The sequence below is a fragment of the Nocardioides mangrovicus genome (genome assembly GCF_003674065.1).
Taxonomy (GTDB): domain Bacteria; phylum Actinomycetota; class Actinomycetes; order Propionibacteriales; family Nocardioidaceae; genus Marmoricola; species Marmoricola mangrovicus.
Genome location: NZ_RDBE01000010.1, coordinates 1,062,609 through 1,087,226 on the forward strand (window position 1 = coordinate 1,062,609; position 24,618 = coordinate 1,087,226).

Annotated in this window: 19 protein-coding genes; 14 read left to right on the top strand and 5 right to left on the bottom strand. The window is 73.4% G+C overall.

Annotated features, from left to right (window positions below; all coding sequences use genetic code 11):
* The first annotated feature begins 119 nt into the window (after positions 1-119).
* Genes D9V37_RS19660 through D9V37_RS19690 form a run of 7 tightly spaced genes read left to right on the top strand, consistent with a single transcriptional unit; the run spans position 120 to position 9,634 of the window.
* Positions 120-1,562 (top strand): MFS transporter, encoded by a 1,443-nt coding sequence (locus tag D9V37_RS19660; protein WP_121807770.1) that lies wholly within the window; start codon positions 120-122, stop codon positions 1,560-1,562.
* A 1-nt stretch (position 1,563) separates the two neighbouring features.
* The gene (locus tag D9V37_RS19665) at positions 1,564-3,600 is read left to right on the top strand and encodes a molybdopterin oxidoreductase family protein (RefSeq protein WP_121807771.1); all 2,037 of its coding nucleotides are present in this window, start codon (positions 1,564-1,566) and stop codon (positions 3,598-3,600) included.
* Complete coding sequence (locus tag D9V37_RS19670; protein ID WP_232525029.1) at positions 3,597-4,979, top strand: FAD-dependent oxidoreductase; 1,383 nt, start codon at positions 3,597-3,599, stop codon at positions 4,977-4,979. Before D9V37_RS19665 ends, D9V37_RS19670 begins: the two co-directional genes overlap by 4 nt.
* Positions 4,976-7,522 carry a nitrite reductase large subunit NirB gene (nirB, locus tag D9V37_RS19675; protein WP_121807772.1) on the top strand — a complete coding sequence of 849 codons (2,547 nt, stop codon included), beginning with the start codon at positions 4,976-4,978 and terminating at the stop codon, positions 7,520-7,522. The genes D9V37_RS19670 and nirB overlap by 4 nt, the downstream gene beginning before the upstream one ends.
* Positions 7,519-7,878, top strand: coding sequence for a nitrite reductase small subunit NirD (gene nirD / locus D9V37_RS19680; RefSeq protein WP_121807773.1), 360 nt, complete (start codon positions 7,519-7,521; stop codon positions 7,876-7,878). The genes nirB and nirD overlap by 4 nt, the downstream gene beginning before the upstream one ends.
* Positions 7,875-8,993 (top strand): uroporphyrinogen-III synthase, encoded by a 1,119-nt coding sequence (locus D9V37_RS19685; protein WP_121807774.1) that lies wholly within the window; start codon positions 7,875-7,877, stop codon positions 8,991-8,993. Before nirD ends, D9V37_RS19685 begins: the two co-directional genes overlap by 4 nt.
* Complete coding sequence (locus tag D9V37_RS19690; protein ID WP_121807775.1) at positions 8,990-9,634, top strand: sirohydrochlorin chelatase; 645 nt, start codon at positions 8,990-8,992, stop codon at positions 9,632-9,634. The genes D9V37_RS19685 and D9V37_RS19690 overlap by 4 nt, the downstream gene beginning before the upstream one ends.
* A 13-nt stretch (positions 9,635-9,647) precedes the next feature.
* Here D9V37_RS19690 and acs read toward each other — a convergent pair whose 3' ends face one another.
* Positions 9,648-11,663 (bottom strand): acetate--CoA ligase, encoded by a 2,016-nt coding sequence (gene acs / locus D9V37_RS19695; protein ID WP_121807776.1) that lies wholly within the window; start codon positions 11,661-11,663, stop codon positions 9,648-9,650.
* An 89-nt stretch (positions 11,664-11,752) separates the two neighbouring features.
* Positions 11,753-12,361, bottom strand: a complete 609-nt coding sequence (locus tag D9V37_RS19700; protein WP_121807777.1) for an acetate uptake transporter — start codon at positions 12,359-12,361, stop codon at positions 11,753-11,755.
* A 133-nt stretch (positions 12,362-12,494) separates the two neighbouring features.
* Here D9V37_RS19700 and D9V37_RS19705 point away from each other — a divergent pair, with 133 nt between their 5' ends.
* Positions 12,495-14,636, top strand: coding sequence for a GGDEF and EAL domain-containing protein (locus D9V37_RS19705; protein ID WP_121807778.1), 2,142 nt, complete (start codon positions 12,495-12,497; stop codon positions 14,634-14,636).
* Between the two features lie 86 nt (positions 14,637-14,722).
* Positions 14,723-16,861: an EAL domain-containing protein gene (locus tag D9V37_RS19710; protein ID WP_147456007.1), complete on the top strand. Its 2,139-nt coding sequence runs from the start codon at positions 14,723-14,725 to the stop codon at positions 16,859-16,861.
* Between the two features lie 15 nt (positions 16,862-16,876).
* On the opposite strand, the gene D9V37_RS19715 is transcribed toward D9V37_RS19710, so the two are convergent.
* Entirely contained in the window at positions 16,877-17,791 is a 915-nt protein-coding gene (locus D9V37_RS19715) for a class I SAM-dependent methyltransferase (RefSeq protein WP_232525030.1), read from the bottom strand.
* Positions 17,792-17,815: 24 nt separating this feature from the next.
* Between D9V37_RS19715 and D9V37_RS19720 the strand changes: the two genes are divergently transcribed.
* Positions 17,816-18,481 carry a Fic family protein gene (locus D9V37_RS19720; protein WP_121807956.1) on the top strand — a complete coding sequence of 222 codons (666 nt, stop codon included), beginning with the start codon at positions 17,816-17,818 and terminating at the stop codon, positions 18,479-18,481.
* Positions 18,482-18,835: 354 nt separating this feature from the next.
* On the opposite strand, the gene D9V37_RS19725 is transcribed toward D9V37_RS19720, so the two are convergent.
* Together D9V37_RS19725 and D9V37_RS19730 are read right to left on the bottom strand one after the other, a co-directional pair.
* Positions 18,836-19,642, bottom strand: coding sequence for an HAD family hydrolase (locus D9V37_RS19725; protein WP_121807780.1), 807 nt, complete (start codon positions 19,640-19,642; stop codon positions 18,836-18,838).
* A 10-nt stretch (positions 19,643-19,652) separates the two neighbouring features.
* Positions 19,653-20,735 (bottom strand): AI-2E family transporter, encoded by a 1,083-nt coding sequence (locus D9V37_RS19730; protein WP_158604529.1) that lies wholly within the window; start codon positions 20,733-20,735, stop codon positions 19,653-19,655.
* A 124-nt stretch (positions 20,736-20,859) separates the two neighbouring features.
* On the opposite strand from D9V37_RS19730, the gene ssd reads away from it, so the two are divergent.
* The 4 genes from ssd to D9V37_RS19750 are packed head-to-tail and all read left to right on the top strand — an operon-like array spanning position 20,860 to position 24,594.
* Positions 20,860-21,918, top strand: coding sequence for a septum site-determining protein Ssd (gene ssd / locus D9V37_RS20560; protein ID WP_198412656.1), 1,059 nt, complete (start codon positions 20,860-20,862; stop codon positions 21,916-21,918).
* On the top strand, positions 21,915-23,069 hold the full coding sequence (locus D9V37_RS19740; RefSeq protein ID WP_198412657.1) for a TadA family conjugal transfer-associated ATPase: 1,155 nt from the start codon (positions 21,915-21,917) through the stop codon (positions 23,067-23,069). Before ssd ends, D9V37_RS19740 begins: the two co-directional genes overlap by 4 nt.
* Positions 23,066-23,890 carry a type II secretion system F family protein gene (locus D9V37_RS19745; protein ID WP_121807783.1) on the top strand — a complete coding sequence of 275 codons (825 nt, stop codon included), beginning with the start codon at positions 23,066-23,068 and terminating at the stop codon, positions 23,888-23,890. The genes D9V37_RS19740 and D9V37_RS19745 overlap by 4 nt, the downstream gene beginning before the upstream one ends.
* A complete protein-coding gene (locus D9V37_RS19750; protein WP_158604530.1) occupies positions 23,887-24,594 on the top strand; it encodes a type II secretion system F family protein in 708 nt (235 codons plus the stop codon). The genes D9V37_RS19745 and D9V37_RS19750 overlap by 4 nt, the downstream gene beginning before the upstream one ends.
* Positions 24,595-24,618: the final 24 nt, after the last annotated feature.

The window sequence follows — 24,618 nt, forward strand, 5'->3', positions numbered from 1 at the left end:
CATCGTGAGATTGCACGGTGAGGTCGTGAGCAGAACGTGACGCGACCGTGAAGCCGGTCGTCGCCCGGTGAAACCTCCGCCGCCCAGGTTGGTGGGCCTACCACCACCGGAGGACCGCGATGACCACGACCGTCGAGCGCGCAACGACGAGACCCCGACCCCACTGGATCGACGACTGGCGCCCGGAGGAGCCCGACTTCTGGGCGCAGACCGGGCACCGGGTGGCGCGACGCAACCTGGGCTGGTCGATCTTCGCCGAGCACCTCGGCTTCTCGGTATGGCTGATCTGGAGCGTCAGCTCGGCGCTGCTGGCCGCGATGGGCTTCGACTTCAGCGCCCAGCAGCTGTTCTTCCTGGTGGCCCTGCCCAACCTGGTGGGCTCGCTGCTGCGGCTGCCCTACACCTTCGCCGTGCCGCGGTTCGGCGGCCGCAACTGGACCATCATCAGCGCGGCGATGCTGCTGATCCCCACGGTCGGGTTCGCGATCGCGGTGCAGAACCCGGGCACGCCCTACTGGGCGTTCTGCCTGATCGCGGCCACCGCCGGCTTCGGCGGCGGCAACTTCGCCTCCTCGATGGCCAACATCAACTTCTTCTACCCCGCTGAGAAGAAGGGCGCGGCGCTGGGCCTCAACGCCGCCGGCGGCAACCTGGGCGTCTCGATCATCCAGCTCCTGCTGCCGGTCTTCGTCGGCAGCGCGGGCATCTTCGGACTGGTCAAGGCCAGCGAGGGCGGCGTGCACCTGGGCACCGCGGGCTGGATCTACGCGGGCCTGGCGGTGGCGGCGACGATCGCTGCCTACCTGTTCATGGACAACCTCTCGGTGGTGCGCTCGGCCCCCCGCGAGCAGCTGGCGGTGGTCAAGGAGCCCCACACCTGGGTGATGGCGCTGCTCTACATCGGCACCTTCGGCTCCTTCATCGGCTACTCCGCGGCCATGCCGCTGCTGATCAAGCTGAACTTCTGGGTCGCCGACCCGGCGCCGCTGGGCACCGGCATCTACTTCGCCTACTTCGCCTTCCTCGGAGCCGGCGTGGGCTCGGCCACCCGCCCGCTGGGTGGCTGGCTGGCCGATCGTCTCGGCGGCGCGAAGGTCACGCTGGCCGCCTTCGTGGGGATGATCGTGTTCACCCTGGCCGTGCTGTGGACGCTGCTGCAGCTCACGCCCAACCCGCAGGCCAGCACGGCGATCGCCGCCGACAACAAGTCCTGGTTCGGCTGGTTCCTGGTCTTCTTCCTGCTCGTCTTCGCGGCCACGGGCATTGGCAACGGGTCGGTCTACAAGATGATCCCGGCGATCTTCCGCGCCAGGCTCGGCGCCGGTCGCGCGGCCACGCAGCAGGCCTCGGCGGCGCTGGGCGTCGTCGGTGCGGTGGGGGCGCTCGGCGGGTTCCTCATCCCGATCGCCTTCACTGCGCCGTGGGTGGACAACGCGTTCTCGGCCACGAAGCAGGCGTTCGTGATCTTCACCGTCTACTACGTGCTCTGCGCGATCGCGTGCTTCGCGGTGTACGTGCGCCGCCGCGCCACGGCGACCAGCCTGGCCGGCGCCACGATCTGAGGTGACCCACACCCACTGCCCCTACTGCAGCCTCCAGTGCGGGATGGTCCTCGAGGGACGTCGCGCACTGGAGGTGCAGGCGTGGCCGGAGTTCCCGGTCAACGAGGGTCGGCTGTGCCGCAAGGGCTGGACGGCCACGGGGCTGCGCGGTCACCGCGAGCGGCTCACCTCGCCGCTGGTCCGCGACCGTGACACCGGCGAGCTGCGCGCGGTCTCCTGGGACGAGGCGCTCGACCTGGTGGCCGACCGGCTGAGCGCGATCCGCGACGAGCACGGCGCCGATGCCGTGGGCGTGTTCGGCGGCGGCGGGCTGACCAACGAGAAGGCCTACACGCTGGGCAAGTTCGCGCGCGTCGTTCTCGGCACCAGCCAGGTCGACTACAACGGCCGCTGGTGCATGAGCTCGGCGGCGTCCGCGGCCAACCTCGCCTTCGGGCTCGACCGCGGGCTGCCGTTCCCGCTCGCCGACATCGAGCACACCGACGTCCTGGTCCTGGTCGGCTCCAACCTGGCCGAGACGATGCCGCCGGCCGCGCGCCACCTCGACCGGCTGCACGAGAACGGCGGCACGGTGGTGGTCGTCGACCCGCGGCGGACGCCGACGGCGGAGCGGGCCGACCTCTTCGTCCAACCGGTGCCCGGCACGGACCTCGCGCTGGCGCTGGGCGTGCTGCACCTGCTCGACGCCGCCGGCGCCGTCGACGAGGACTACGTCGCCGAGCGGACCTCCGGGTTCGCCGAGGTGCGCGGCTCCCTGGCCGCCTGGTGGCCCGAGCGCGTCGAGCGGGTCACCGGCGTCGCCGCCGAGCAGCTGCGCGCCCTGTGCGAGCTGCTCGCCTCGGCCGACAAGGTCACCGTGCTCACCGCCCGCGGGGCCGAGCAGCACAGCACCGGCACCGACACGGTGCTGGCCTGGATCAACGTCGCCCTCGCCCTAGGCATGTGCGGCACCCCTTACGCCGGCTACGGCTGCCTGACCGGCCAGGGCAACGGGCAGGGCGGCCGTGAGCACGGCCAGAAGGCCGACCAGCTGCCCGGCTACCGCATGATCGACGACCCGCAGGCCCGCGAGCACGTCGCCCGGGTGTGGGGGGTCGAGCCCGGGTCGCTGCCCGGGAAGGGACGCTCGGCCACCGAGCTGCTCGACGCACTGGGCCGCCCCGACGGGCCACGGGCCCTGCTGGTGCTGGGCTCCAACCCCGTGGTCTCGGCGCCCAACGCCCACCACGTGGCCGAGCGGCTGGCCGCGCTCGACCTGCTCGTGGTGGCCGACGTGGTGATGTCCGAGACGGCCGCGCGCGCCGACGTCGTGTTGCCCGTGACGCAGTGGGCCGAGGAGACCGGCACCATGACCAACCTCGAGGGCCGGGTGATCCTGCGCGAGCAGGCGGTCGAGCCGCCGGCCGGGGTGCGCAGCGACCTGGAGCTGCTGGCCGGTCTCGCCGAGCGGCTCGGCGTGCGGCTCGAGTCCGACCCCGTGGCGGTCTTCGCCGAGCTCGGGCGCGCCTCGGCCGGCGGCCGCGCCGACTACGCCGGCATCGACCACGCCAGGATCCGCGCCGAGCACGGCGTCTTCTGGCCCTGCCCGGCACCCGACCACCCGGGCACGCCGCGGATGTTCACCGACCGGTTCGCCCACGAGGACGGCCGGGCCCGGTTCAGCGTGGTGGAGCACCGCGGCGCCGACGAGCAGCCGGACGCCGCGTACCCGCTGCACCTGACCACCGGTCGCGTGCTGGCGCAGTACCAGTCCGGCGCCCAGACCCGCCGGATCGCCGAGCTGGCCGACGACGGACCGTTCGTCGAGCTGCACCCGTTCCTGGCCGACCGGATCGGCGCCCACGACGGCGACCCGGTGGTCGTGACGACCCGGCGCGGCCAGCTGAGGGCGCCGGCGCGCGTGGTCACCACGATCCGTCCCGACACCCTCTTCGTGCCGTTCCACTGGGTCGGGGCCAACCTGCTGACCAACGACGCCCTCGACCCGACCAGCCGGATGCCGGAGTTCAAGGCGTGCGCGGCGGCGGTGCGGACGTGAGGCGGCTGGTGGTGGTGGGCCACGGCATGGCCGCCACGCGGCTGGTCGAGGAGCTGGTGGCGCTCGGGAGCAGCGACGAGATCACCGTGGTCGGCGACGAGCCGGGCCCGGCCTACAACCGCATCCTGCTCTCGGCGGTGCTCGAGGGCAGCCACGCCGAGGAGGCGCTGACGCTGCGCGACACCGGCTGGTACGCCGGGCACGGCGTCAGGCTGGTGGGTGGCACCCGCGTCGACGAGCTCGATCGCGCCGGCCGCCAGGTGGTGCTGGCCGACGGGAGCCGGCTGCCCTACGACCACCTCGTGCTGGCCACCGGCGCCAACCCCACCCTGCCCCCGATGCGTGGCCTGGTGCGCCGCGACGGGCGGCTCCACGAGCGGGTGCACGCCTTCCGCAGCCTCGCCGACTGCCGACGGCTGCTCGAGGCGCTGCCCGCGGCCCGGCGGGCCGTGGTCGTCGGCGGCGGCCTGCTCGGGCTGCAGGTCGCGCGGGCGCTGTCGGTCCGCGGCGTCCTGGTCGAGGTGGTGGAGGGCGGCGACCACCTGCTGCGCAGCCAGGTCGGCCCGCGCGCGGGCTCGGTGCTGCAGCGCAGCCTGACCCGGCTCGGTACCGCGGTCTACCTCGGCGCCCGCGGCGTGCGGCTGACCGAGGCGGGCGTGGTGCTCGACAACGGCTACGTCCTCGAGACCGATCTCGTGGTGATCACCGCCGGCGGGCGGCCGGCCGCCTCGCTGGCTCGCCGTGCCGGGCTGACGGTGCGCCGCGGCGTCGTCGTCGACGACCACCTCACCTCACCCGACGACCCCCGTGTCCACGCGATCGGGGACTGCGCGGAGCACGAGGGCCGGGTGAGCGGGTTCGTGCCGCCGGCCTGGGAGCAGGCGAGCATCCTGGCCCGGCGGCTGGCCGGCCACGACGTCTGCTACTCCGGCGCCCGGTCCGTCGTGCGGCTGCGGGCCAGCGACCTCGACGTCGCCGTGCTCGGCGATCCCGAGCACGAGCCGGGCGAGGTGGTCGAGATCGCCAATCCGGTCGCCGGCTCGCACCGCAAGCTCGTCGTGCGCGAGGGCCGCGTGGTCGCGGCCAGCCTGGTCGGCGACCTCTCGCAGGTCGGCCTGCTCACCCAGCACTTCGACCGCGGCACGGTGCTCGGCCCGCGCGAGCCCGGGTCGCTGCTGCTGCCCGACCGGCCCGCGGCCCCGCGAGCGATCCCCGACGACGCCGAGGTCTGCGCCTGCGCCGGCGTCAGCGCCGCCCGGATCCGCAGCTGCCGCACCGTCGAGGACGCGCGGCGCACCACCCGCGCCGGCACCGGCTGCGGCGGGTGCGCCGACGTCGTCCGCCAGCTCGTCGCCACCACAGAGAGGCACCCCGTATGACCCACCGCCAGCGCATCGTCGTCCTCGGCCACGGCATGGTCGGACACCGTTTCGTCCAGGCCGCCTGCGAGCGCGGACTGACCGAGACCTACGACATCGTCGTGGTGGGTGAGGAGCCGCGTACGGCCTACGACCGCGTGGGGCTCACCTCGTTCTTCGAGAAGGGGGCCGACGCGCTCGCGCTGCTGGTCGACGACACCTACCCCGACCCACGCGTGCGGCTGATGACCGGGGTCGAGGCGACCGACGTGGACCTCGCCGAGCGCACGGTGGCGCTCAGCGACGGGGAGTCGATCGGCTACGACCAGCTCGTGCTGGCCACGGGCTCGGCGCCGTTCGTGCCGCCGGTGCCCGGGCGCGACCTCGAGGGCTGCTTCGTCTACCGCACCATCGAGGACCTCGAGCGCATCCGCGAGGCCTCGCGGGAGGCGAGCACCGGCGTCGTCATCGGCGGCGGTCTGCTCGGGCTGGAGGCCGCGAACGCGCTGGTGCAGCTGGGTCTGGACACCCACGTCGTCGAGATGGCACCGCGCCTGATGCCCGCCCAGCTCGACGACGGTGGCGGCACGGCCCTGCTGCGCCACATCGAGGGCCTCGGCCTGCACGTGCACACCGACGCCCGCACCGAGGAGGTCGTCGGTGCCGAGGGCCGGGTGAGGGGGCTGCGGCTCGCCGAGGGCGAGATCGAGGCCGACGTCGTGGTCTTCTCCGCCGGCATCCGCCCGCGCGACCAGCTGGCCCGCGCCGCCGGCCTGGCCGTGGGGGAGCGCGGCGGCGTCGTGGTCGACCACCAGTGCCGCACCGAGGACGAGCACGTGTGGGCGATCGGTGAGTGCGCTGCTCCCGGCGGGATCTGCTACGGCCTGGTCGCGCCGGGGTACACGATGGCCGAGGTGACCGTCGACGCGATGCTCGGCGGCGAGGGCCGGTTCGACGAGGCCGACATGTCGACCAAGCTGAAGCTGCTCGACGTCGACGTGGCCTCGTTCGGTGATGCCTTCGCCACCACGCCCGGCGCGCTGGAGCTGGTCTTCGCCGACGCCGTCGGCGGGCTGTACAAGAAGCTGGTCGTGGCCGACCACCCCTCGGGGCAGGGGCTCCGGCTGCTCGGCGGCATCCTCGTGGGCGACGCCTCGGCGTACGGCTCGCTGCGGCCGATGGTGGCCAGCGACCTCGCGCTGCCCGAGAACCCCGAGGAGCTGATCCTGCCCGCGGGCCGCGCCGTGGCCGACGTCGGCCTGCCCGACGAGGCGCAGGTCTGCTCGTGCAACGACGTCACCAAGGGCGCCATCCTCGCCGCCACCGACGCCGGCTGCGAGGACGCCGCCTGCGTCACGCGCTGCACCCGGGCCGGGTCGACCTGCGGCACGTGCAAGCCGCTGGTGAAGAAGATCGTCGAGGACCACTTCGCCGAGCAGGGCAAGCAGGTGGACCGGTCGCTGTGCGAGCACTTCCCCCTCACCCGCCAGGAGCTGTGGGACGTCGTCGCGGTGCACGGCTACACCAGCTTCGACGAGGTGGTCGAGGCTCACGGCTCGGGCCGCGGCTGCGACCTGTGCAAGCCCGCGGTGGCCTCGATCCTGGCCACCCAGGTGGGCCAGCACGTGCTCGGTAGGGGCCGTCGCACCCTGCAGGACACCAACGACGCCTACCTGGCCAACCTGCAGCGCAACGGTAGCTACTCGGTGGTCCCCCGGGTGCCGGGCGGCGAGATCACGCCGGAGAAGCTGATCGCGATCGGCGAGGTGGCCCGCGACTTCGGGCTCTACACCAAGATCACGGGCGGGCAGCGCATCGACATGTTCGGCGCGCGGATGGAGCAGCTGCCCGCGATCTGGCGGCGCCTGGTCGACGCCGGCATGGAGTCGGGGCAGGCCTACGGCAAGGCGCTGCGCACGGTGAAGTCGTGCGTCGGGCAGAGCTGGTGCCGCTACGGCGTGCAGGACTCCACGTCGCTGGCCATCGAGCTCGAGCTGCGCTACCGCGGGCTGCGGTCGCCGCACAAGGTGAAGGCGGGCGTCAGCGGCTGCGCGCGCGAGTGCGCCGAGGCGCGCTCGAAGGACTTCGGTGTCATCGCGACCGAGAAGGGCTGGAACCTCTACGTCGCGGGCAACGGCGGCTACAACCCCGTCCACGCCCAGCTCCTGGCCCAGGACCTCGACAAGCAGACCCTCATCAGCTACATCGACCGCTTCCTCATGTACTACTGCCGCACAGCCGACCGGCTGCAGCGCACGGCCCCGTGGGTCGCCTCGCTCGACGGCGGCCTGGAGCGGGTGCGCGAGGTCGTCGTCGACGACTCGCTGGGCCTCGGCTCGGAGCTGGAGGCGGCGATGGCGCGCCACGTCGGCGACTACGTCGATGAGTGGCAGGCGACGCTGGAGGACCCCGAGAAGCTGGCCCGGTTCGTCTCCTTCGTCAACGCCCCCGACGTCCCGGACGCGAACATCACCTTCACCCAGGAGCGCGACCAGACCACGCCGGCCGACTCCGAGGGCCCGGTGGTCATCGCCGCCGAGATCTCGGTGGGAGCGCCGCAGTGAGCGGGGAGGGGGAGTGGGTCGCGGTGTGCGGGATCGACCGGATCGACCCCGAGGGCGGGGTGGCCGCACTCGTGCACGGCGAGGCGGTGGCGGTGATCCGCACCTACGACGACGTGGTCTACGCGTTGTCGAACTATGATCCGTTCTCCCACGCCTCGGTCCTGGCCCGGGGCATCGTGGGCACCCGCACGCTGGACGGCGACGAGGTGCCCTTCGTGGCCTCGCCGATGCACAAGCAGGCCTTCGACCTGCGGACCGGGCAGTGCCTCGACGACGAGGCCGTCAGCGTTCCCACCTACGAGGTCCGGGTCAGCGAGGGACAGGTGCTGATCGGCGGGAGGAGAGAGGCGACGTGAGCGAACCCGAGCTCCCGCTCGCCGGGTTCACTGTCGGCGTGACCGCCGCGCGCAAGGTCGAGGAGCAGGTGACGCTGCTCGAGCGTCGCGGCGCTGCGGTGGAGTGGGCGCCCGCGCTCTCCCAGGACCCCAACCGGGTCGACGACGCCCAGCTGCGCCGCGCCACCGAGGAGGTGCTCGGCCGCCGCGTCGACCTCTTCTTGGCCACCACCGGGATCGGGATGCGCACCTGGTTCGACGCGGTGGAGGACTGGGGCATGCTCGACCGGCTCGTCGAGACGCTCGGCGCCGCCGAGATCCTGGCCCGGGGCACCAAGGCCGTCGGCGCGCTGCGCCAGCGGGGGCTGCGCGAGCTGTGGGCGCCGGCCTCCGAGCGGTTCGAGGATGTGCTGGAGCACCTGCGCGGTCGCGACCTGACCGGGCGCCGCATCGTCGTGCAGGAGCACGGCCAGTCGCTGTCGATGGTGGCCCACGCGCTGCGCCGGCAGGGGGCCGACGTCACCACCGTGACCGTCTACCGGGTGGCCTCGGCCGAGGACCCGGGGCCGATGTTCCGGCTCGTGGACCGCATCGCCGACCGCGGTCTGGACGCCGTCACCTTCACCTCCGCGCCGGCCGTCGGCGCGGTGATGGCCGCGGCCGGGTCGGTGGGCCGCCGCGACGACGTCGTGGGGGCGTTCCAGGCCGACGTGCTCGCCTGCTGCGTCGGCCCGGTGACCTCGGAGGCGTTCGAGATGTGGGGGGTGCCGACGATCTACCCCGACCGCGCCCGTACCGCGGCCATGGTCAAGCTGCTGGAAACCGAGCTGCCTTCCCGCGCGCGGGGGCTGCTGCTCGAGGTGGCCGGCCGGACGCTGCTCGTCCACGGCGAGGAGGTGCTCGTCGACGGGGTCGAGGTGCGGCTCTCGCCGGCCCCCTTCGCGCTGCTGCTGGCCCTGGTGGTCAACCCGGGCCAGGTCGTCTCCCGCGCCGAGCTGCGCGCCAGCCTGCCCGGCGGCGCGGCCAACACCGAGCACGCGGTGGAGATGGCCGTGGCCCGGCTCCGGGCCGGGATCGGGACCCGGCTGGTGCAGACGGTCGTCAAGCGCGGCTACCGGCTGGCGGTGGCGACGTGAGGCTGGTCAGCGTCGCCCACGGCACCCGGCACGCCACCGGCAACGATGTCGCGGCGCGGATCACCGCCGCGGCGGGCGAGCGGCTGGGCGTGCCGGCGGTGGCCTCCTACGTCGAGCTGGCCGAGCCGCTGTTCGCCGACGTGATGGCGGCCGGCTCCGGCGCGGTGGTGCCGCTGCTTCTGTCCACCGGCTACCACGTGCGCCACGACCTGCCCCGCATGGTCGGCGCCGGGCTCCTGGGCCGACCGCTGGGACCCGACCCGCTGCTGGCGCAGGCGCAGGCCGAGCGGCTGCGCGAGGTCGGCGCGGAGCCGGGCCGGCCGGTGGTGCTCGTCGCCGCGGGCTCGAGCGACCCGGTTGCCGACCGCGACCAGCGGCTCGCGGCGCAGTACCTGGGCGAGGAGTGGGGCGCGCCGGTGCAGGTGGCGACGCTGGCCGGGCGCGGCCGGCGCCCGGTCGAGGTGGTCACGCCCGACCACGCGGTCTCGCTCTACCTGCTCTCGCCCGGCTTCTTCGCCGACCGCGCCCGTCGCGAGTCCGGGTGCGAGCTGGTCTCCGAGGTGCTCGGCGACCACCGGCTCGTCGTCGAGCTGGTGGTGCAGCGCTACCGAGCGCTCACGCAGGCGCGGGTCAGCGCCTGAGCGCTCCGCGCGGTCAGTCCTGGGACTTCTCGCCCTTCACGCCCTCGGAGATCAGGTCCATCACCGTGGAGTCGGCCAGCGTGGTGACGTCGCCGACCTCGCGGTTCTCGGCGACGTCCTTGAGCAGCCGGCGCATGATCTTGCCCGAGCGGGTCTTGGGGAGCTCGGGGACGATCATGATCTGGCGCGGCTTCGCGATGGCGCCGATCTCCTTGCGCACGTGGTTGCGCAGCTCCTCGATCAGGTCGTCCGGGGCCTCCTCGCCGCCCTCGAGCGCCGACTCGCGCAAGATGACGAACGCGCACACGGCCTGTCCGGTGGTCTCGTCGGCCGCGCCCACGACGGCGGCCTCGGCCACCTTGGGGTGCGAGACCAGCGCCGACTCGATCTCGGTGGTGGAGAGCCGGTGGCCCGAGACGTTCATGACGTCGTCCACCCGGCCCAGCAGCCAGATGTCGCCGTCCTCGTCCTTCTTGGCGCCGTCGCCGGCGAAGTACCAGCCCTGCTCGGCGTACTTGCTCCAGTAGGTGTCCTTGAACCGCTCGTCGTCGCCCAGCAGCGTGCGCAGCATCGAGGGCCACGGCTCGGTGAGCACCAGGTAGCCGCCGGAGCCGTTGGGGACGATCTCGCCCTCGTCGGTGACCACTTCGGCGCTCACGCCCGGGATCGCCGTCATCGCCGAGCCGGGCTTGCCGGAGGTGACGCCGGGCAGCGGGGAGATCATGTGCATGCCGGTCTCGGTCTGCCACCAGGTGTCCATGACCGGGCACCTCGAGGAGCCGATGGTCTCGCGGTACCAGACGTAGGCCTCGGGGTTGATCGGCTCACCCACCGAGCCGAGGATCCGCAGCGAGGAGAGGTCGAACTTCTCGGGGATCTCCGCGCCCCACTTCATGAAGGTGCGGATCGCGGTCGGCGCGCAGTAGAGGATCGTGACGCCGTACGTCTCGATGATCTCCCACCAGCGACCCTTGTGCGGGGTGTCGGGCGTGCCCTCGTACATCACGCTCGTGGCGCCGTTGGCCAGCGGCCCGTAGACGATGTAGCTGTGGCCGGTGATCCAGCCGATGTCGGCGGCGGTCCAGTAGACGTCGGTGTCGGGCTTGAGGTCGAAGACCGCCCAGTGCGTGTAGGAGGTGCCCACCAGGTAGCCGCCGGTGGTGTGCACGATGCCCTTGGGCTTGCCGGTGCTGCCCGAGGTGTACATGACGAACAGCGGGTTCTCGGCGTCGAACATCTCCGGGGTGTGCTCGGGCGAGGCCTCGTCGACGACGTCGTGCCACCACAGGTCCAGGTCGTCGTTCCACTCGACGTCCTGGCCGGTGCGCCGCACGACCAGCACGTGCTCGACCAGCCCGGGCCGCTCCCCCTCCACCTTGGCGACGGCCTCGTCGACGGCGGGCTTGAGCGCGGCCGGCGAGCCACGCCGGTAGCCGCCGTCGGAGGTGATGATCACCTTCGTCTCGCAGTCCAGCACGCGGGTGGCCAGGGCGTCGGAGGAGAAGCCGCCGAAGACCACGGTGTGCAGCGCGCCGAGACGCACGGTGGCCAGCATCGCGATGGCGGTCTCGGGGATCATCGGCATGTAGATCGCCACGCGGTCGCCCTGGCCGACGCCGAGCTCGGCCAGCGCGTTGGCGGCCTTGCACACCTCGTCCTGCAGCTCGGCGTAGGTGATGTCGCGGGTGTCGTCCTCGGGCTCGCCGACCCAGTGGAAGGCGACGCGGTCGCCGTGGCCGGCCTCGACGTGGCGGTCCACGCAGTTGTAGGCGGCGTTGAGGGTGCCGCCGACGTACCACTTCGCGAACGGCGGGTTGCTCCAGTCCAGGACCTCGGTGAAGGGCTCGTCCCAGCTGATCCGCTCGGCCTGCTCGGCCCAGAACGCCAGCCGGTCGGCCTTCGCCTCCTCGTAGGTCTCCGCGGTGACGTTGGCGTGCGCCGCGAGCTCCTCGGGCGGGTCGAACCGGCGGTCCTCGTGGCTGAGGTTGGCCAGGGTCTGCGAATCGGTCTCGGCGCTGGACTGGCTCACGGCGCTCTCATCTCCTTCGACGACGGCGGGTCCTGCGACCCTAGTCAGGCCGGGTTGCAGACAGGTTGGGGGTGGACTGCGGGGTGGGGCTACTCCCGGGCGCCGGTCGGCACGAGCGAGCGGCCGTGGGAGAAGGCGGTGACGCCCGCGAAGGAGGCGTACCAGGCCGCCAGCGCGGTGAGGATGCCGGCGTAGCCACCGGTCTTGACCAAGCCGTCGACCCCGGCCATGTTGCCGATGCCCAGCAGCACGAAGGTCAGCGTCAGCAGCGCGAACACCGCGAGCACCGCGCCGCTGACGCGGGTGGCGGCCACCGTCATGTACGCGGTGAAGACACCCCAGACGACCAGGTAGAAGCCGACTCCCTTGCCGACGTCGTCGGCCGGGATCTTGTAGTCGGCCAGGTGCGCGGTGAGCCACCAGAAGGAGAGCCAGAACGCGCCGTAGGAGGAGAAGGCCGTGGCTCCGAAGGTGTTGCCCTTGGCGAACTCCCACATGCCGGCCAGCAGCTGCGCGCCGCCGCCGTAGGCCAGCGCGAGCCCGAAGACCACCGGTTCCACGGCCTCGGGGAGGATCCCGGCGTTGACGACGCTGAGGAACATCGTCGTCAGGGCGAAGGCGGCGAGCCCCAGGGGCGCGGGGTCGGCCAGGTGCGCTCCGGGGACGACGTGAGTGGCGGCTGGTGCGGGAGAGGACATGCCAAGACCTTCCGAGAGGGGTTTCGTGCGACGCTCGTCACAGCAAACGCCTGTCGCCTGGCCCCGGCAACCCCTGCAAAACCCCTCGCAGCCGACAAACCCGCCTTAATCTGGGCCCGGGGGGTGATCGAGAATGCCGGGGGACCTTCGCTGGAAGCTTGCGGGGCTGGCTGCGGCCGCCGCGCTGCTGCCGGTCGTGCCGGGCCGCGTCGACGACGTGGCCCACGTGCTCGTCGAGATCGTGTGCGTCGCGCTGGCGTGGCGACGCCTGGTGCCGCGCCGCGACCTCCTGCGCCGCGGCTGGGGCGTGGCGCTGGTCGCCGTGACCATGCTGTGCGTCGCGGACGCCGCCGCGGTGGCCGAGCGGTCGATGCTGCTGGGCACCTCCTTCCCGCGCCCCTCGGACCTCGTCGCCCTGGCGGCGTGCCTGGTGCTCTCGGCGGGGGTCTTCGTCGTCGGGCGCCAGCGCGCGGGCCTGGAGTCCGGCAACGGCGTGATCGAGTCGGTCGTCCTCGGTCTGGGCAGCCTCGCCCCGGCCCTGTCGTTCCTGATCCTGCCCCGGCTGACCGAGCCCGGCCGGACCGCGGCCGGCAGCGTCGTGCTCGGCGGTTTCGCGGTGGCGGTGGTGCTGCTGGTCAGCGTCGTCGCGCGCTTCGCTCTCATCGACCACCGCGGCTGCGTCTCGCTGCGGCTGTTCGCCGGCGGCCTGCTGCTGTGGTGCGCCGCCGAGTTCGCCGAGTCCGCGGCGTCGGGCACGGTGAGCACCATCGGCGCGTCGGTGTGGCTGATCGGCCTGGTGCTGGTCACCGCCGGGCTGTGCCACAGCTCGCTGCGCGAGCTCACCTACGGCGCCGGGCTGCAGTCGCTGCACGTCGTGCCCAGCCGCCAGGTCTGGCTGCTCGGCCTGGGCTCGCTGATGCCCGTCGTCTCGCTCGGGCTGGCCTGGGCGCTGGGACGGCCGACCTGGCTGCCGGAGATCGCCGTGCTCGGCGTGCTGGTCTCCGGCCTGGTCTGGTTCCGGTTCACCCAGCTGATGACCCACATCGCCGAGCAGTCCGACCTGCTCTCCGACCTGGCCCGCTCCGATGAGCTCACCGGGCTGCCGAACCGGCGCAGCTGGAACCACGAGGTCTCCCGCGCCGTCGTCTTGGCCCAGACGAGCGGGACGCCGCTGTGCGTGGCGCTGCTCGACCTGGACCACTTCAAGACCTTCAACGACACCCAGGGCCACCCGGCCGGTGACCGGCTGCTGCGGGAGGTCTCGGCCAGCTGGTCGGCGCTGCTGCGCGACGGCGAGGTCCTGGCGCGCTACGGCGGCGAGGAGTTCGCCATGGCGCTGCCGGGCCTGGGTCTCGACGAGGCGCTGGAGCGGGTGGACGAGATCCGCCGGGCGGTGGTCCTGCCGCAGACCGCCTCGGCCGGCGTCGCCGCCTGGGTCCCCGGCACCGACCCCGCGGTGACGCTCAAGGACGCCGACGGCGCTCTGTACCTGGCCAAGCGCTCGGGGCGGAACATGACGCTGCCGGCCGAGCCCTCGACCGACTCCACGCCCGGCCCGCTGCGCGACCTGAGCACCGTGATGCAGCCGATCGTGCGGGTCTCGGACCTGGAGATCGTCGCCTTCGAGAGCCTGAGCCGCTTCCCGCACACCGCGAGCGTCGAGGCGACCTTCCTCGACGCCCACGACAAGGGCTACGGCGACCTGCTCGAGGCCATCGCCCTGCGCCGGGCCGTCGAGGAGCCGGCCCGCCCGCGCGGCGTCCACGTCTTCGTCAACGTCTCCGAGCGGGCGATGCGCTCGGACCGGTTCTGGGACGCGCTGCCCGAGGACCTCACCGGCGCCGTCATCGAGCTCTCCGAGGTGCGCGACGGGCTCGCCACGACCGAGCTGCGCGAGTACCTGGACCGGTTCCGGGCCAAGGGTGCCCGCATCGGCCTCGACGACGTCGGCACCTTGTCGGCCGACTTCGCGCGCATCGTCGCGCTGCGGCCCGACATCGCCAAGATCGACCGCAGCCTGGTGACGCGCTGCGACCTGGACCGCGCGCAGGCCGAGGTGCTGCGGATGCTGGTCGGATTCGCCCACAGCCACGACGTCGCGGTCTGCGTAGAGGGGGTGGAGACCGCCGGGGAGCTGGAGGTCATTCGCTCGCTGGACGTCGGGTACGCCCAGGGCTACCTGCTGGGCCGCCCCGGTCCGGGCTGGCCCGGCGGCCGTGACCGCGTCGAGCGCCGCGGCGAGGTGTCCTCGGCCGGCCGGCACGCAGCGGTCTAGTCCGGCCGTCGCCGATCCCTGTGAAAACCGGCAAATGCGATATTTCGCTCTCTAACCTGGGTACGACGTCGGGGGAGGTGGCACACGTGTCGGCACGCATGCGAGCGCTGTTCGCGCTGCTGCTGGGCGCTGTGGTCGCGCTGCCCGCACTGCCGGCAGGTCCTCTGCGCGACGTGGTCGCGCTCGGTGCCGAGATCGGGTGCGTCGCGATCGGTTGGCGGGGACTGCGCAGTCGGCCCGACCTGATGGACAAAGGGTGGCCGGTCGTCGTGGGCGGCATCAGCCTGGCCGCGACCGCGGACGTCCTGAACGGCCTGGAACGCCACCTGCTGCACCTCCAGGGTCCGCTGCGGCCCTCCGTGCTGGTGCTCCTGGTCGGGTACGGGGTGCTGGCTGTCGGCGTCTACCTCTTCGACCACCGGCGGATCAAGGTCACGAACCGCCGCGGCCACATCGAAGCCGCCATCTTCGCCCTCGGCGGTCTGGCGCCGGTCCTGGTCTTCGTCATCTTGCCGCAGACGCAGGCCGAGGGGCCGCTGGGAGCCCGCCTGGCGGTGGCGGGGTTCGCGCTCGCGGACCTGGGGCTGATCACGGTCGTCGCGCGCCTGCTGCTGACCGACAGCACGCGCTCCATGTCGCTGCTCCTGCTCAGCGCGGCGGTCGCGCTGGAGCTGGCCGGCGACTTCGCGTCCAGCCTGACCAGCATCACCGGTGATCGTGGAGATGCCGACGCATTGGTCCAGGCGCTGTGGTTGTTGGGCTACGTGTTCTTCGCCGCCGGCATGGTGCACCCCTCGCTACGCGATCTCACCTACGGCACGAGCGTCGACGCCGAGCGCGTCTCGCCGCGCTCCCAGGTCCTCCTGCTCGCCACCGGCCTGCTGCTGCCGGGCGCCTCGGTGGCGATCAGCCTGTTGCTGGGACGCGCCACCTACCTGTGGGTGCTGACCGCGATCGGTCTGCTCGTCTCGGCCCTCGTGGCTCTGCGCATCATGAACCTGATGGGTCATATCGGCGAGCAGTCCGATCAGCTCGCACAGCTGGCGCGTTCCGATGAGCTGACCAGGCTCCCCAACCGCCGCAGCTGGAACCACGCCATCGGCCGCGCCTGTGACGTCGCGGCCGCCTCCCAGGCGCCGCTGTGCGTGGCGCTCTTCGACCTGGACCGGTTCAAGGAGTACAACGACAACCACGGCCACCCCGCCGGCGATGCGCTGCTCCGCCAGGTCTCGGCCCTGTGGTCGGCTGCCCTCGTCGAGGGTGAGATCTTCGCCCGCTACGGCGGCGAGGAGTTCGCGATGTTGCTGCCGGGCCTGACGCTGCCCGACGCCGTGGACCGCGCCGACCAGCTGCGCCGGCTGGTGCCGCTGCCGCAGTCGGCGTCGGTCGGGGTCGCCGCGTGGCGACCCGGTACGGACCCGGCGCTCACGCTGGCGGAGGCCGACGAGGCGCTCTACCTGGCCAAACGGGCCGGTCGCGCGCGCACCGTGGCGGCGGAGAGCTCGGTCGATGCGATGCCCGGGCCGCTGCGCGACCAGGTCGTCGTGGTCCAGCCCATCGTGAGGTTGGCCGACCTGGCGGTAATCGGGCACGAGTGCCTGAGCCGTTTCCCCCACACCACCGATATCGAGGCGGTCTTCGCCGACGCCCACGGCAAGGGTTACGGCGACCTGCTCGAGGCGGCGGCCATTCGCCGCGTGCTCGAGCGCGACGACCGTCGGGCCGGCACCGACGTCTACGTCAACGTCTCCGAGCTGGCGATGCACTCCGACCGGTTCTGGCTGGAGCTGCCCCGCGACCTGACCGGCGTCGTGGTCGAGCTCAGCGAGCATCAGGCGGGCCTCGAGGACGCCGCCGTCGCCGACCTGCTGGACCGGATGCGCGAGCGCGGCGCACGCGTCGGTCTCGACGATGTCGGCTCGCAGGCCACCGACTTCGCTCGGATGGTCGCGCTGCGCCCGGAGATCGCCAAGATCGACCGCAGCCTCGTGGCCGGCTGCGACCTTCACCCGGCCCGCGCCGAGGTGCTGCGGATGCTCGTCGGCTTCGCCCACCAGCACGGCATCGAGGTGTGCGTCGAAGGGGTCGAGACCGTCGGGGAGCTCGAGGTGGCGCGGGCGGCCGGGGCGACGTACGCGCAGGGCTACCTGCTCGGCCGGCCGCGGCACGAGTGGGTCGACACGGTGTCGTTCCCGTCCTCGCCGCAGCCGCGCGCCCTCATCTGAGCGCGAGCGGCATTCTCACCGCAGGTCGATCAGCACCGGACCGTCGTCGGGGTCCTCGGGCCGCGGCGAGCGACGTCCCAGCGGCAGGTCGGCACGGTCCATGGCCACCGTCGGCTCGCCGGCGTCGACCGGGTCGGCTCCCTCGTCGGGCGTGGGGCGCGGTCGGGAGGCCGCGTGGCGACGGGGGTCGGGCTCGGGGGCCAGGTCGCGCAGCGCGATCCGGTAGCAGCGCGTCACGTAGGGCAGCCGCATGCCGTCGGCGCCGCGGCCGTAGTCGTCGTAGAGGCCGGAGACCTCGGCGAGCTTCTCCTCGCGCTCGGCCTCCTCCAGCGTCGCGATGTAGGAGCGCGAGGAGACCATGTCGAGCAGCGCGCCGCGGTCCAGGGAGTGCCAGTGGCGGAAGCTCTGCTGCTCGATGTTCACGACCTGCTCGAACCCGGCCAGGCTGACCGTGGGGTCGCTCTCCTGCAGCGGGCCGCCGATGAGCCGGCCCAGCTTCTTGACCCAGGGGACCTGCTCGTCGCGGTAGTTCCACACCAGGGCGAGTACGCCGTAGGGCCGCAGCACGCGGGCGATCTCGGGCACCGCGCGGGGCAGGTCGAACCAGTGGAAGGCCTGCGCGGCCACGACGACGTCGACGCTGCGGCTGGGCAGCGGGATCCGCTCGGCCGCGGCCACCGCCACCGGGAGATCCGGCAGGTGGTGGCGCAGGTGGTAGAGCATCCGCTCGTCGGGGTCGGTGGCGATCACGTCGCACCCGGTGCGATCGAGCACCTCGGTCAGCTTGCCCGTGCCGGCGCCCAGCTCGAGCACGCGGCTGCCGGCGATGCCTCGGGTCAGCCAGGACGCGGCGTCGTCGGGGTAGGAGGGCCGGCCGCGCTCGTACTGCTCGGCGATGCCGCCGAAGCTGAGCCTGCCGGAGTCGTCCACGCCCGCGACGCTACCGTGCGGACCGTGCCCGATCCCGCGCCCGACACCCTGGCCCGGTTGACCTCGCTGGAAGGCGTGCCGTCGGCCTTCGCCGCGACGCGCGACGGGATCGACGCGCTGCTGCGCGACCGGGGCCTGCGGCGCACCACGCCCGAGCAGACCGCCGACTCGCTGCTGCGCGGCGCCCACGCCTCAGCGGAGCTCTCCGACGGGTCCGTCGACGCGGCCGTCCGCATCAGCGCCGAGCTGCTCTCGCTGGTCCCCGTCCTCAAGCGGGCGCCGCTGCAGGTGCTCGCCCGGCTCGACGTCCTTGCCGGCGGCAGCGGCCGCCCCGCGACGCCCGAGGCGGCCGCGCGGATGGGCGACCTCGCCCAGACCCTGCTCGCCCCGACCACCGCCCCCGCGCTGCTGGTCGCGGCGGTCGCGCACGCCGAGATCGCCACGGTGGCCCCGTTCGGCACGGCCGACGGCCTCGTGGCGCGCGCGGTCGAGCGACTGCTGCTCGTGGCCCGCGGCGTCGACCCGGCCTCCCTGGTCGTCCCCGAGGCCGGCCACCTGGCGCTGCGGGCGGAGTACGAGTCGAACCTGCGCGGCTACGCCACCGGCGGCCGGGCCGGGCTGCACGCCTGGCTGCTCTACGCCGCCGAGGCCCAGGCACGGGGGGCCGAGGAGAGTCCGCTGCGGGGGTGAGGGTGCGCTCGCCAAAACTCCGCACTTGCGAAGCTTTGTGGCGGGGTCGCCCGAAATGTGGCCACCACAACTGCGCAAGTGCACGACTTTGGCGATGGCAGGACTCGGCAGCCCTCCCCGCAACAGGTGAACGGCACCGACGTACGAGACGTCGATGCCGTTCATGACACACGAAGGACCCGGCTACCAGGCGTGCTGCTCTCAACTGCTGGGGCGGAAGCATTCCGCCGCTCAGTGCCCTGTAGGAAGGGTGGATCGCCGCGTGGGTACCGATCCTCGTGTGACGTTGTGGAGTTCTTGCCCTTTTCGTACACCCGCCGCGGTGGCCGGTTCAAGGCCTACTGGACGGTCACTTCAGGCCGCTCGCCGGCGTCGGCGTACGCCGGCCCAGATCGCGCCGCCGGCGACCACGGCGCCGCTCACCGCGAGCACGGCGAGGGTGGGCCGCGCCGGGGGCAGCCGCAGCCGGCGACGCAGCGCCACCGGCTTGTCGAAGGCCAGCACCGGCCAGTCGCGCTCCCGGGCGACGCGGCGCAGGTCCTTGTCGGGGTTCACCGCGTGCGGATGGCCGACGGCGGCCAGCATCGGGACGTCGGTGATCGAGTCGCTGTAGGCGTAGCTGCGGGCCAGGTCGTACCCGTGGGCCTCGGCCAGCTCGACCATGGCGGCGGCCTTGTTCTCGGCGTAGGCGTAGAAGTCGATCGTGCCGGTGTAGCGGCCGTCGACGACCTCCATGCGCGTGGCCACCACCTGGTCGGCCCCGAGCATCTCGCCGATGGGCTCGACCAGCTCCGAGCCCGAGGCGGAGACGATGATGACGTCGCGGCCCTCGGCGTGGTGCTGCTCGATCAGGCTGACCGCCTCGTCGTAGACCAGCGGGTCGACGATGTTGTGCAGCGTGTCGGCCACGATCTCCTGGATGGTGGCCACGTCCCACCCCGCGCACAGCCGCGACATGAACTCGCGCATCTTCTCCATCTGGTCGTGGTCGGCGCCGCCGACGACGTAGACGAACTGGGCGTAGACGCTGCGCAGCATGGCGCGCCGGGTGATGAGGCCACCGGCCTGGAAGGGCCGCGAGAAGGCCATGGTGCTCGACTTGGCGATGATCGTCTTGTCCAGGTCGAAGAAGGCGGCGGTAGGACGCCCCGTCGCAGCCATGGGACCGATGCTAGTCGCCGGTCCCGCCTCCGGGTGGGCCGTTGGGCCGCCCGGAGATGAGCGGCACCACCCAGCGCGCGTTCGGGTCGACGTCGACCAGCAGTGCCTTGGCCAGCAGCGTCATCGGGATCGCCAGCAGTGCGCCGAGGGGGCCGAGCACCCACGACCAGAACACCAGCGACAAGAAGGTGACGGTGGCCGAGAGACCCAGCTGGTCGCCGACGATCTTGGGCTGGATGACCGTCTGGATCACGAAGTTGATGACGACGTAGACCACGATCACCACCACCATCTCGCCGACGCCGCCCTCCAGCAGCCCCAGCACTGCCGGCGGCACCAGCCCGACGACGAAGCCGATGTTGGGGATGAAGTTGGTGACGAACGAGAGGACCCCCCACACGCCGGCGGCCGGGATGCCGATCACCAGCAGCGCGATCCAGTCGACGACCGCCACGACGAGACCGAAGCCGGCCGAGACGGCGAAGTAGTGACGGGTGCCGACGGCGAAGGAGAGCAGGGCGGTGACCACGGCCGGCCGCTCGCCACGTGCATCGCGCAGGTGGCGGGGGAAGCGGGCGGCGTCGAAGCCCATGAAGAGGACGAGCACCGCGATGAAGAAGGCGTTGGAGAGCACGCTGAGCATGCTCTGCAGCACGGTGGTGGCGTAGCCGAACAGCTTGCCGAAGTCGAGGGACTTGATGACCGCGTTGACCTGCGTCTGCTTGACGCCGCGTTCGCGCAGCAGCTCGCCGACCTTGTCGACGAGGTCGTTGATCTGCGGGGAGTAGGTCGGCACCAGTGCCGCGAGCCGGCCGACGGAGACCACGAGCGCCACCACCATCGCCGCCAGCACGGCGTAGACGACGAGGATCGTCACCAGCGTCGCCAGCCACCCCGGCACGCGCAGCCGCACCAGCCAGCCGCGCACGGGGAAGACGGTGATCATCAGCACCAGGGCCAAGAACGCGGGCCCGAGCAGGCCGCCGACCGCCTTTAGGCCGCCGACGGCGATCACCGTGGCGGCCAGACCGACCACGATCAGCAGGCCGCGGGGCAGCACGGGCGGACGCGAGGCGGCGGTCGTCTGGCTCATCGCGTCGCAGTCTTCCACGGCCGACGGGGTGCTTTCGCGTCCACAGCAGACCGTTCGAAGGCGTTGTCCACAGCCGTGCGGTCGCTCGTGGTGCCGGCCGCGATGCGCGATGAGAGTGCGGGTCATGACCTCACCGCTCCTGCTCACCGGCTCCTCGATCCTGCGCGACGACGTGCTGCGGCTGGCCGCGGCGGCCGGCGTGACGCCCGAGGTGCTTGATGTCGACGACACGCTGCCGCTCGCATGGGGCACCGCCGACCTGGTGCTGGTGGGCGCCGACGCAGCCGAGCGGGTCGCATTGCTGCGACCGCCCCGCCGGCCCGGCGTGCACGTCGTCGGACCCGCACCGCTGCCCCACGAGGTCTTCCGCGCAGCCGTGCGGTTCGGCGCCGAGGACGTCGCCGAGCTGCCGCAGTCGCAGAGCTGGCTGGTCGAGGTGCTCACCGACAGCCTCGACGGCGGCGCCTACCCTGGCCGGGTCGTGGCCGTGCTCGGCGGCTCGGGCGGGATCGGTGCGAGCGTGCTGGCCGCCGCGCTCGCGGCGACCTGGGGTGCACGGGGTCCGACGCTGCTGGTCGACGCCGACCCCTGCGGCGCCGGCCTGGAGCGGGTGCTCGGCATGGAGCGGCTGCACGGCACGTGCTGGTCGGGCCTGGGCTCGGCCACCGGGCGCATCAGCGGGCGGTCGCTGCGCGAGGCGCTGCCGCACCGGCACGGCGTGGGGCTGCTCGGCTGGGGTGGCCTGGCACGGGAGCCGGTGCCGCCGTTCGCGGTGCGTGAGGTGCTCTCGGCGGCGGGCCGCGGTCACGACGCGGTCGTGGTCGACCTGCCGCGTCAGGGCGACGCGGCGGCCGAGGAGATCCTGGCCCGGGCCGACGACGTGCTGCTGGTGTGCGGATCGACGCTCACCGCGGTGGCGGCGGCCGGGCGGGCGGTCGCCCGGTTGGAGGGTCTGGCGGCGCGTCCGCACCTGGTGGTGCGCGAGGGCGGGGGGCTCGCACCGGGGGAGCTGGCCCGCGCCTTCGGGCTGCCACTGGTGGCGGTGACCCGACACCAGCGCGGCCTGGAGGAGGCGCTGGACCTCGGCGCCGGCCCGCTGCACGCCCGCCGCGGGTCGGTCGCACGCGCGGCGCGCGACGTGGTCGCCCGGCTGGAACGCGACACTCCGGCCGTGGCGGCGTGACCGCGCCCGCCGTCGCGGTCGTCGACCAGGTCCGCGACCTGCTCGCCCGCGACGGCCAGGCTCTCTCGCCGGCGGCGGTGGCCGGTGCCCTGCGCCGAGCCGGGAGGCCGGTCGGCGACACCTTCGTGCTCGCCGTCCACGACGTGTTGCAGCGCGACGTGGTCGGCGCCGGCCCGCTCGAACCCCTCTTGCGCACCCCGGGCGCCACCGACGTCCTGGTCAACGGACCCGACGCCGTCTACCTCGACCGGGGTGCCGGGCTCGAGCTCACCGACGTCCGCTTCCCGGACGAGGCCGCCGTGCGCCGGCTCGCCCAGCGGCTGGCCGCCGTCGGCGGTCGGCGCCTCGACGACGCCACACCGCACGTCGACCTGCGCCTGCCCGACGGCACCCGCCTGCACGCGGTGCTCGCACCCGTGGCCCGGCCCGGCACCGTGGTCTCGCTGCGGGTGCCGCGGGCCCAGGTGTTCACGCTGGCCGAGCTGGTGGCGGCGGGCTCGGTGCCTGCGGCCGGTGCCGACCTGCTGCGCCGCATCGTCGAGCGCCGGCTGGCGTTCCTGGTCAGCGGCGGCACCGGGTCGGGCAAGACGACCCTGCTCAACGCCCTGCTGAGCCTGGTCGACCCGGCCGAGCGGATCGTCCTGGTCGAGGACGCCTCCGAGCTGCGGCCCGAACACCCGCACGTCGTCGGCCTGGAGGCCCGTCCCCCGAACCTGGAGGGCGCCGGCGAGGTCACGGTCCGCACGCTGGTGCGCCAGGCGCTGCGGATGCGACCCGACCGGCTCGTGCTCGGCGAGGCCCGCGGGGCCGAGGTGACCGACCTGCTGGCCGCGATGAACACCGGCCACGAGGGTGGGTGCGCCACCATTCACGCGAACTCCGCCGCCGACGTCCCCAGCCGCGTGGAGGCGCTCGCGCTGGCCACCGGCATGTCGCAGGCGGCCGTCCACAGCCAGCTCGCCTCCGCCCTGGACCTCGTGGTGCACGTCGGTCGGGGGGCCGACGGCCGCCGCCGGGTGCAGGAGATCGGCCAGGTGGTGCGGCGCGACGGCCGGGTCGAGGTGCGGCCGGCGTACGTGTTCGAGACCGACCGGGTGCGGGCGGTCGATCCGGGCGCCGGTCCGGCACCGGCTCGAGTCTTGGTCCCGTGACGGCGTCGGTGCTCCTGGCCGCGGTGTCGGCCGGGGCGGCGATGGGCCTGTGGTCGGGGCCGCGCCGCACACCTGCCCCGGTGGCACCCGACCCGCGGCAGCAGGGGTCGTCGGGGTGGCGGCCGAGATGGTGGTCGAGGTGGTGGGCGCTGCCGGTACCGGCCCTGGCCGCGGTGGCTGCCGCCGTCGTGGTGGGTGGTCGGCTGCCGGTACTCGCTGCCATCGGCGTCGGGGTCGCGCTCGGCGTCCGGCGCCTGCTGCTGGCCCGAGCCCGGTCGGCGGCGGCGAACGCGGCGGCGGAGGACGTCAGCCGGTTCTGCGAGGCGGTGGCGGCCGAGCTCGCCGCCGGGTCACCGGCTGGGCAGGCGCTGCAGGTCGCCGCCGACGAGACGCCCGGCCTGGCGTCCCTGGCCACCGCGGCCGACCTGGGTGCCGACGTGCCCGCGGCGATGCGAGCCCTGGCCGAGCAGCCGGGACGTCACGACCTGCGCGTGGTCGCGGCGGCCTGGCAGGTCGCGCTGCGCAGCGGCGGCGGTCTCGCCGACCCGTTGCAGCGGGCGGCGGTGGCGGTGCGTGAGCGCCGGCGGACGGCACGGCTGGTGCAGGCCGAGCTGGCGCCCGCCCGCGCCACCGCCTGGCTGATGGCGGCGCTGCCGGCGGTGTTCCTGATGGCCGGCTCCGGCCTGGGCGGTCATCCGCTCTCCTTCCTCCTCGGCACCCCGCTCGGCCTGGGCTGCGCCGGGACCGGGCTGCTGCTCTCCTACCTCGGGCTTGCCTGGCTCGAGCGCATCGCCGCGACGGTCGAGCAGGCACCGGGGTGAGTCCGGCCGCCTGGGCCGCGGCCGGAGCGGCGCTGGTGGCCGTCCGGCTGGCGCTGGGACCGACCCCGCAGGTCACGCCCCGGCCCGACAGCGCACGGCAGGTCTCCGACCTCGACGTCCGGCGGCTGCTCCTCACGCTCACCGCCGGCGCGGGCTCGTCGCTGCTGGTGCCCGGCGTCGCGGGCGGCGTCGCCGCCGTCGTGGTGGCCGCGGTGGCCTGGCGGCTGCTGGGCCGGCTGCCCCCGGCCGCTGAGATACGCCGCCGTGAGCGGCTCGCCTCCGAGCTGCCGGGGGCCGTCGACCTCCTGGCCTGTGCCCTGCGCGCCGGCTCCGACGCCGCGGGTGCGCTCGGCCTGGTCGCCGAAGCACTGCCCGGCCCCGTCGCCGAGGAGCTCCGCGGCGTGCTGCTGCGGCTGCGGCTGGGTGCCGACGTGGGCGCGGTGTGGGCCGACGTGGCGCGACACCCGCAGCTGGGCCCGCTGGGCCGTGCGCTGGCCCGGGCCCACCGCTCGGGAGCGTCTGTGGCACTCGCGGCCGACCGGCTGGCCGAGGAGCTGCGCGAGGTCCATCGCGGTCGGGTCGAGGCTCGCGCCCGCAGCGTCTCGACGAAGGCCGCCGCTCCGCTCGGGCTGTGCTTCCTGCCAGCCTTCGTGCTGTTGGGCATCGTGCCGCTGGTGGCCGGGCTCGTCGCCACCGTCCGGTGAGTCCGCGGCGCTGGTCGTGGGGTC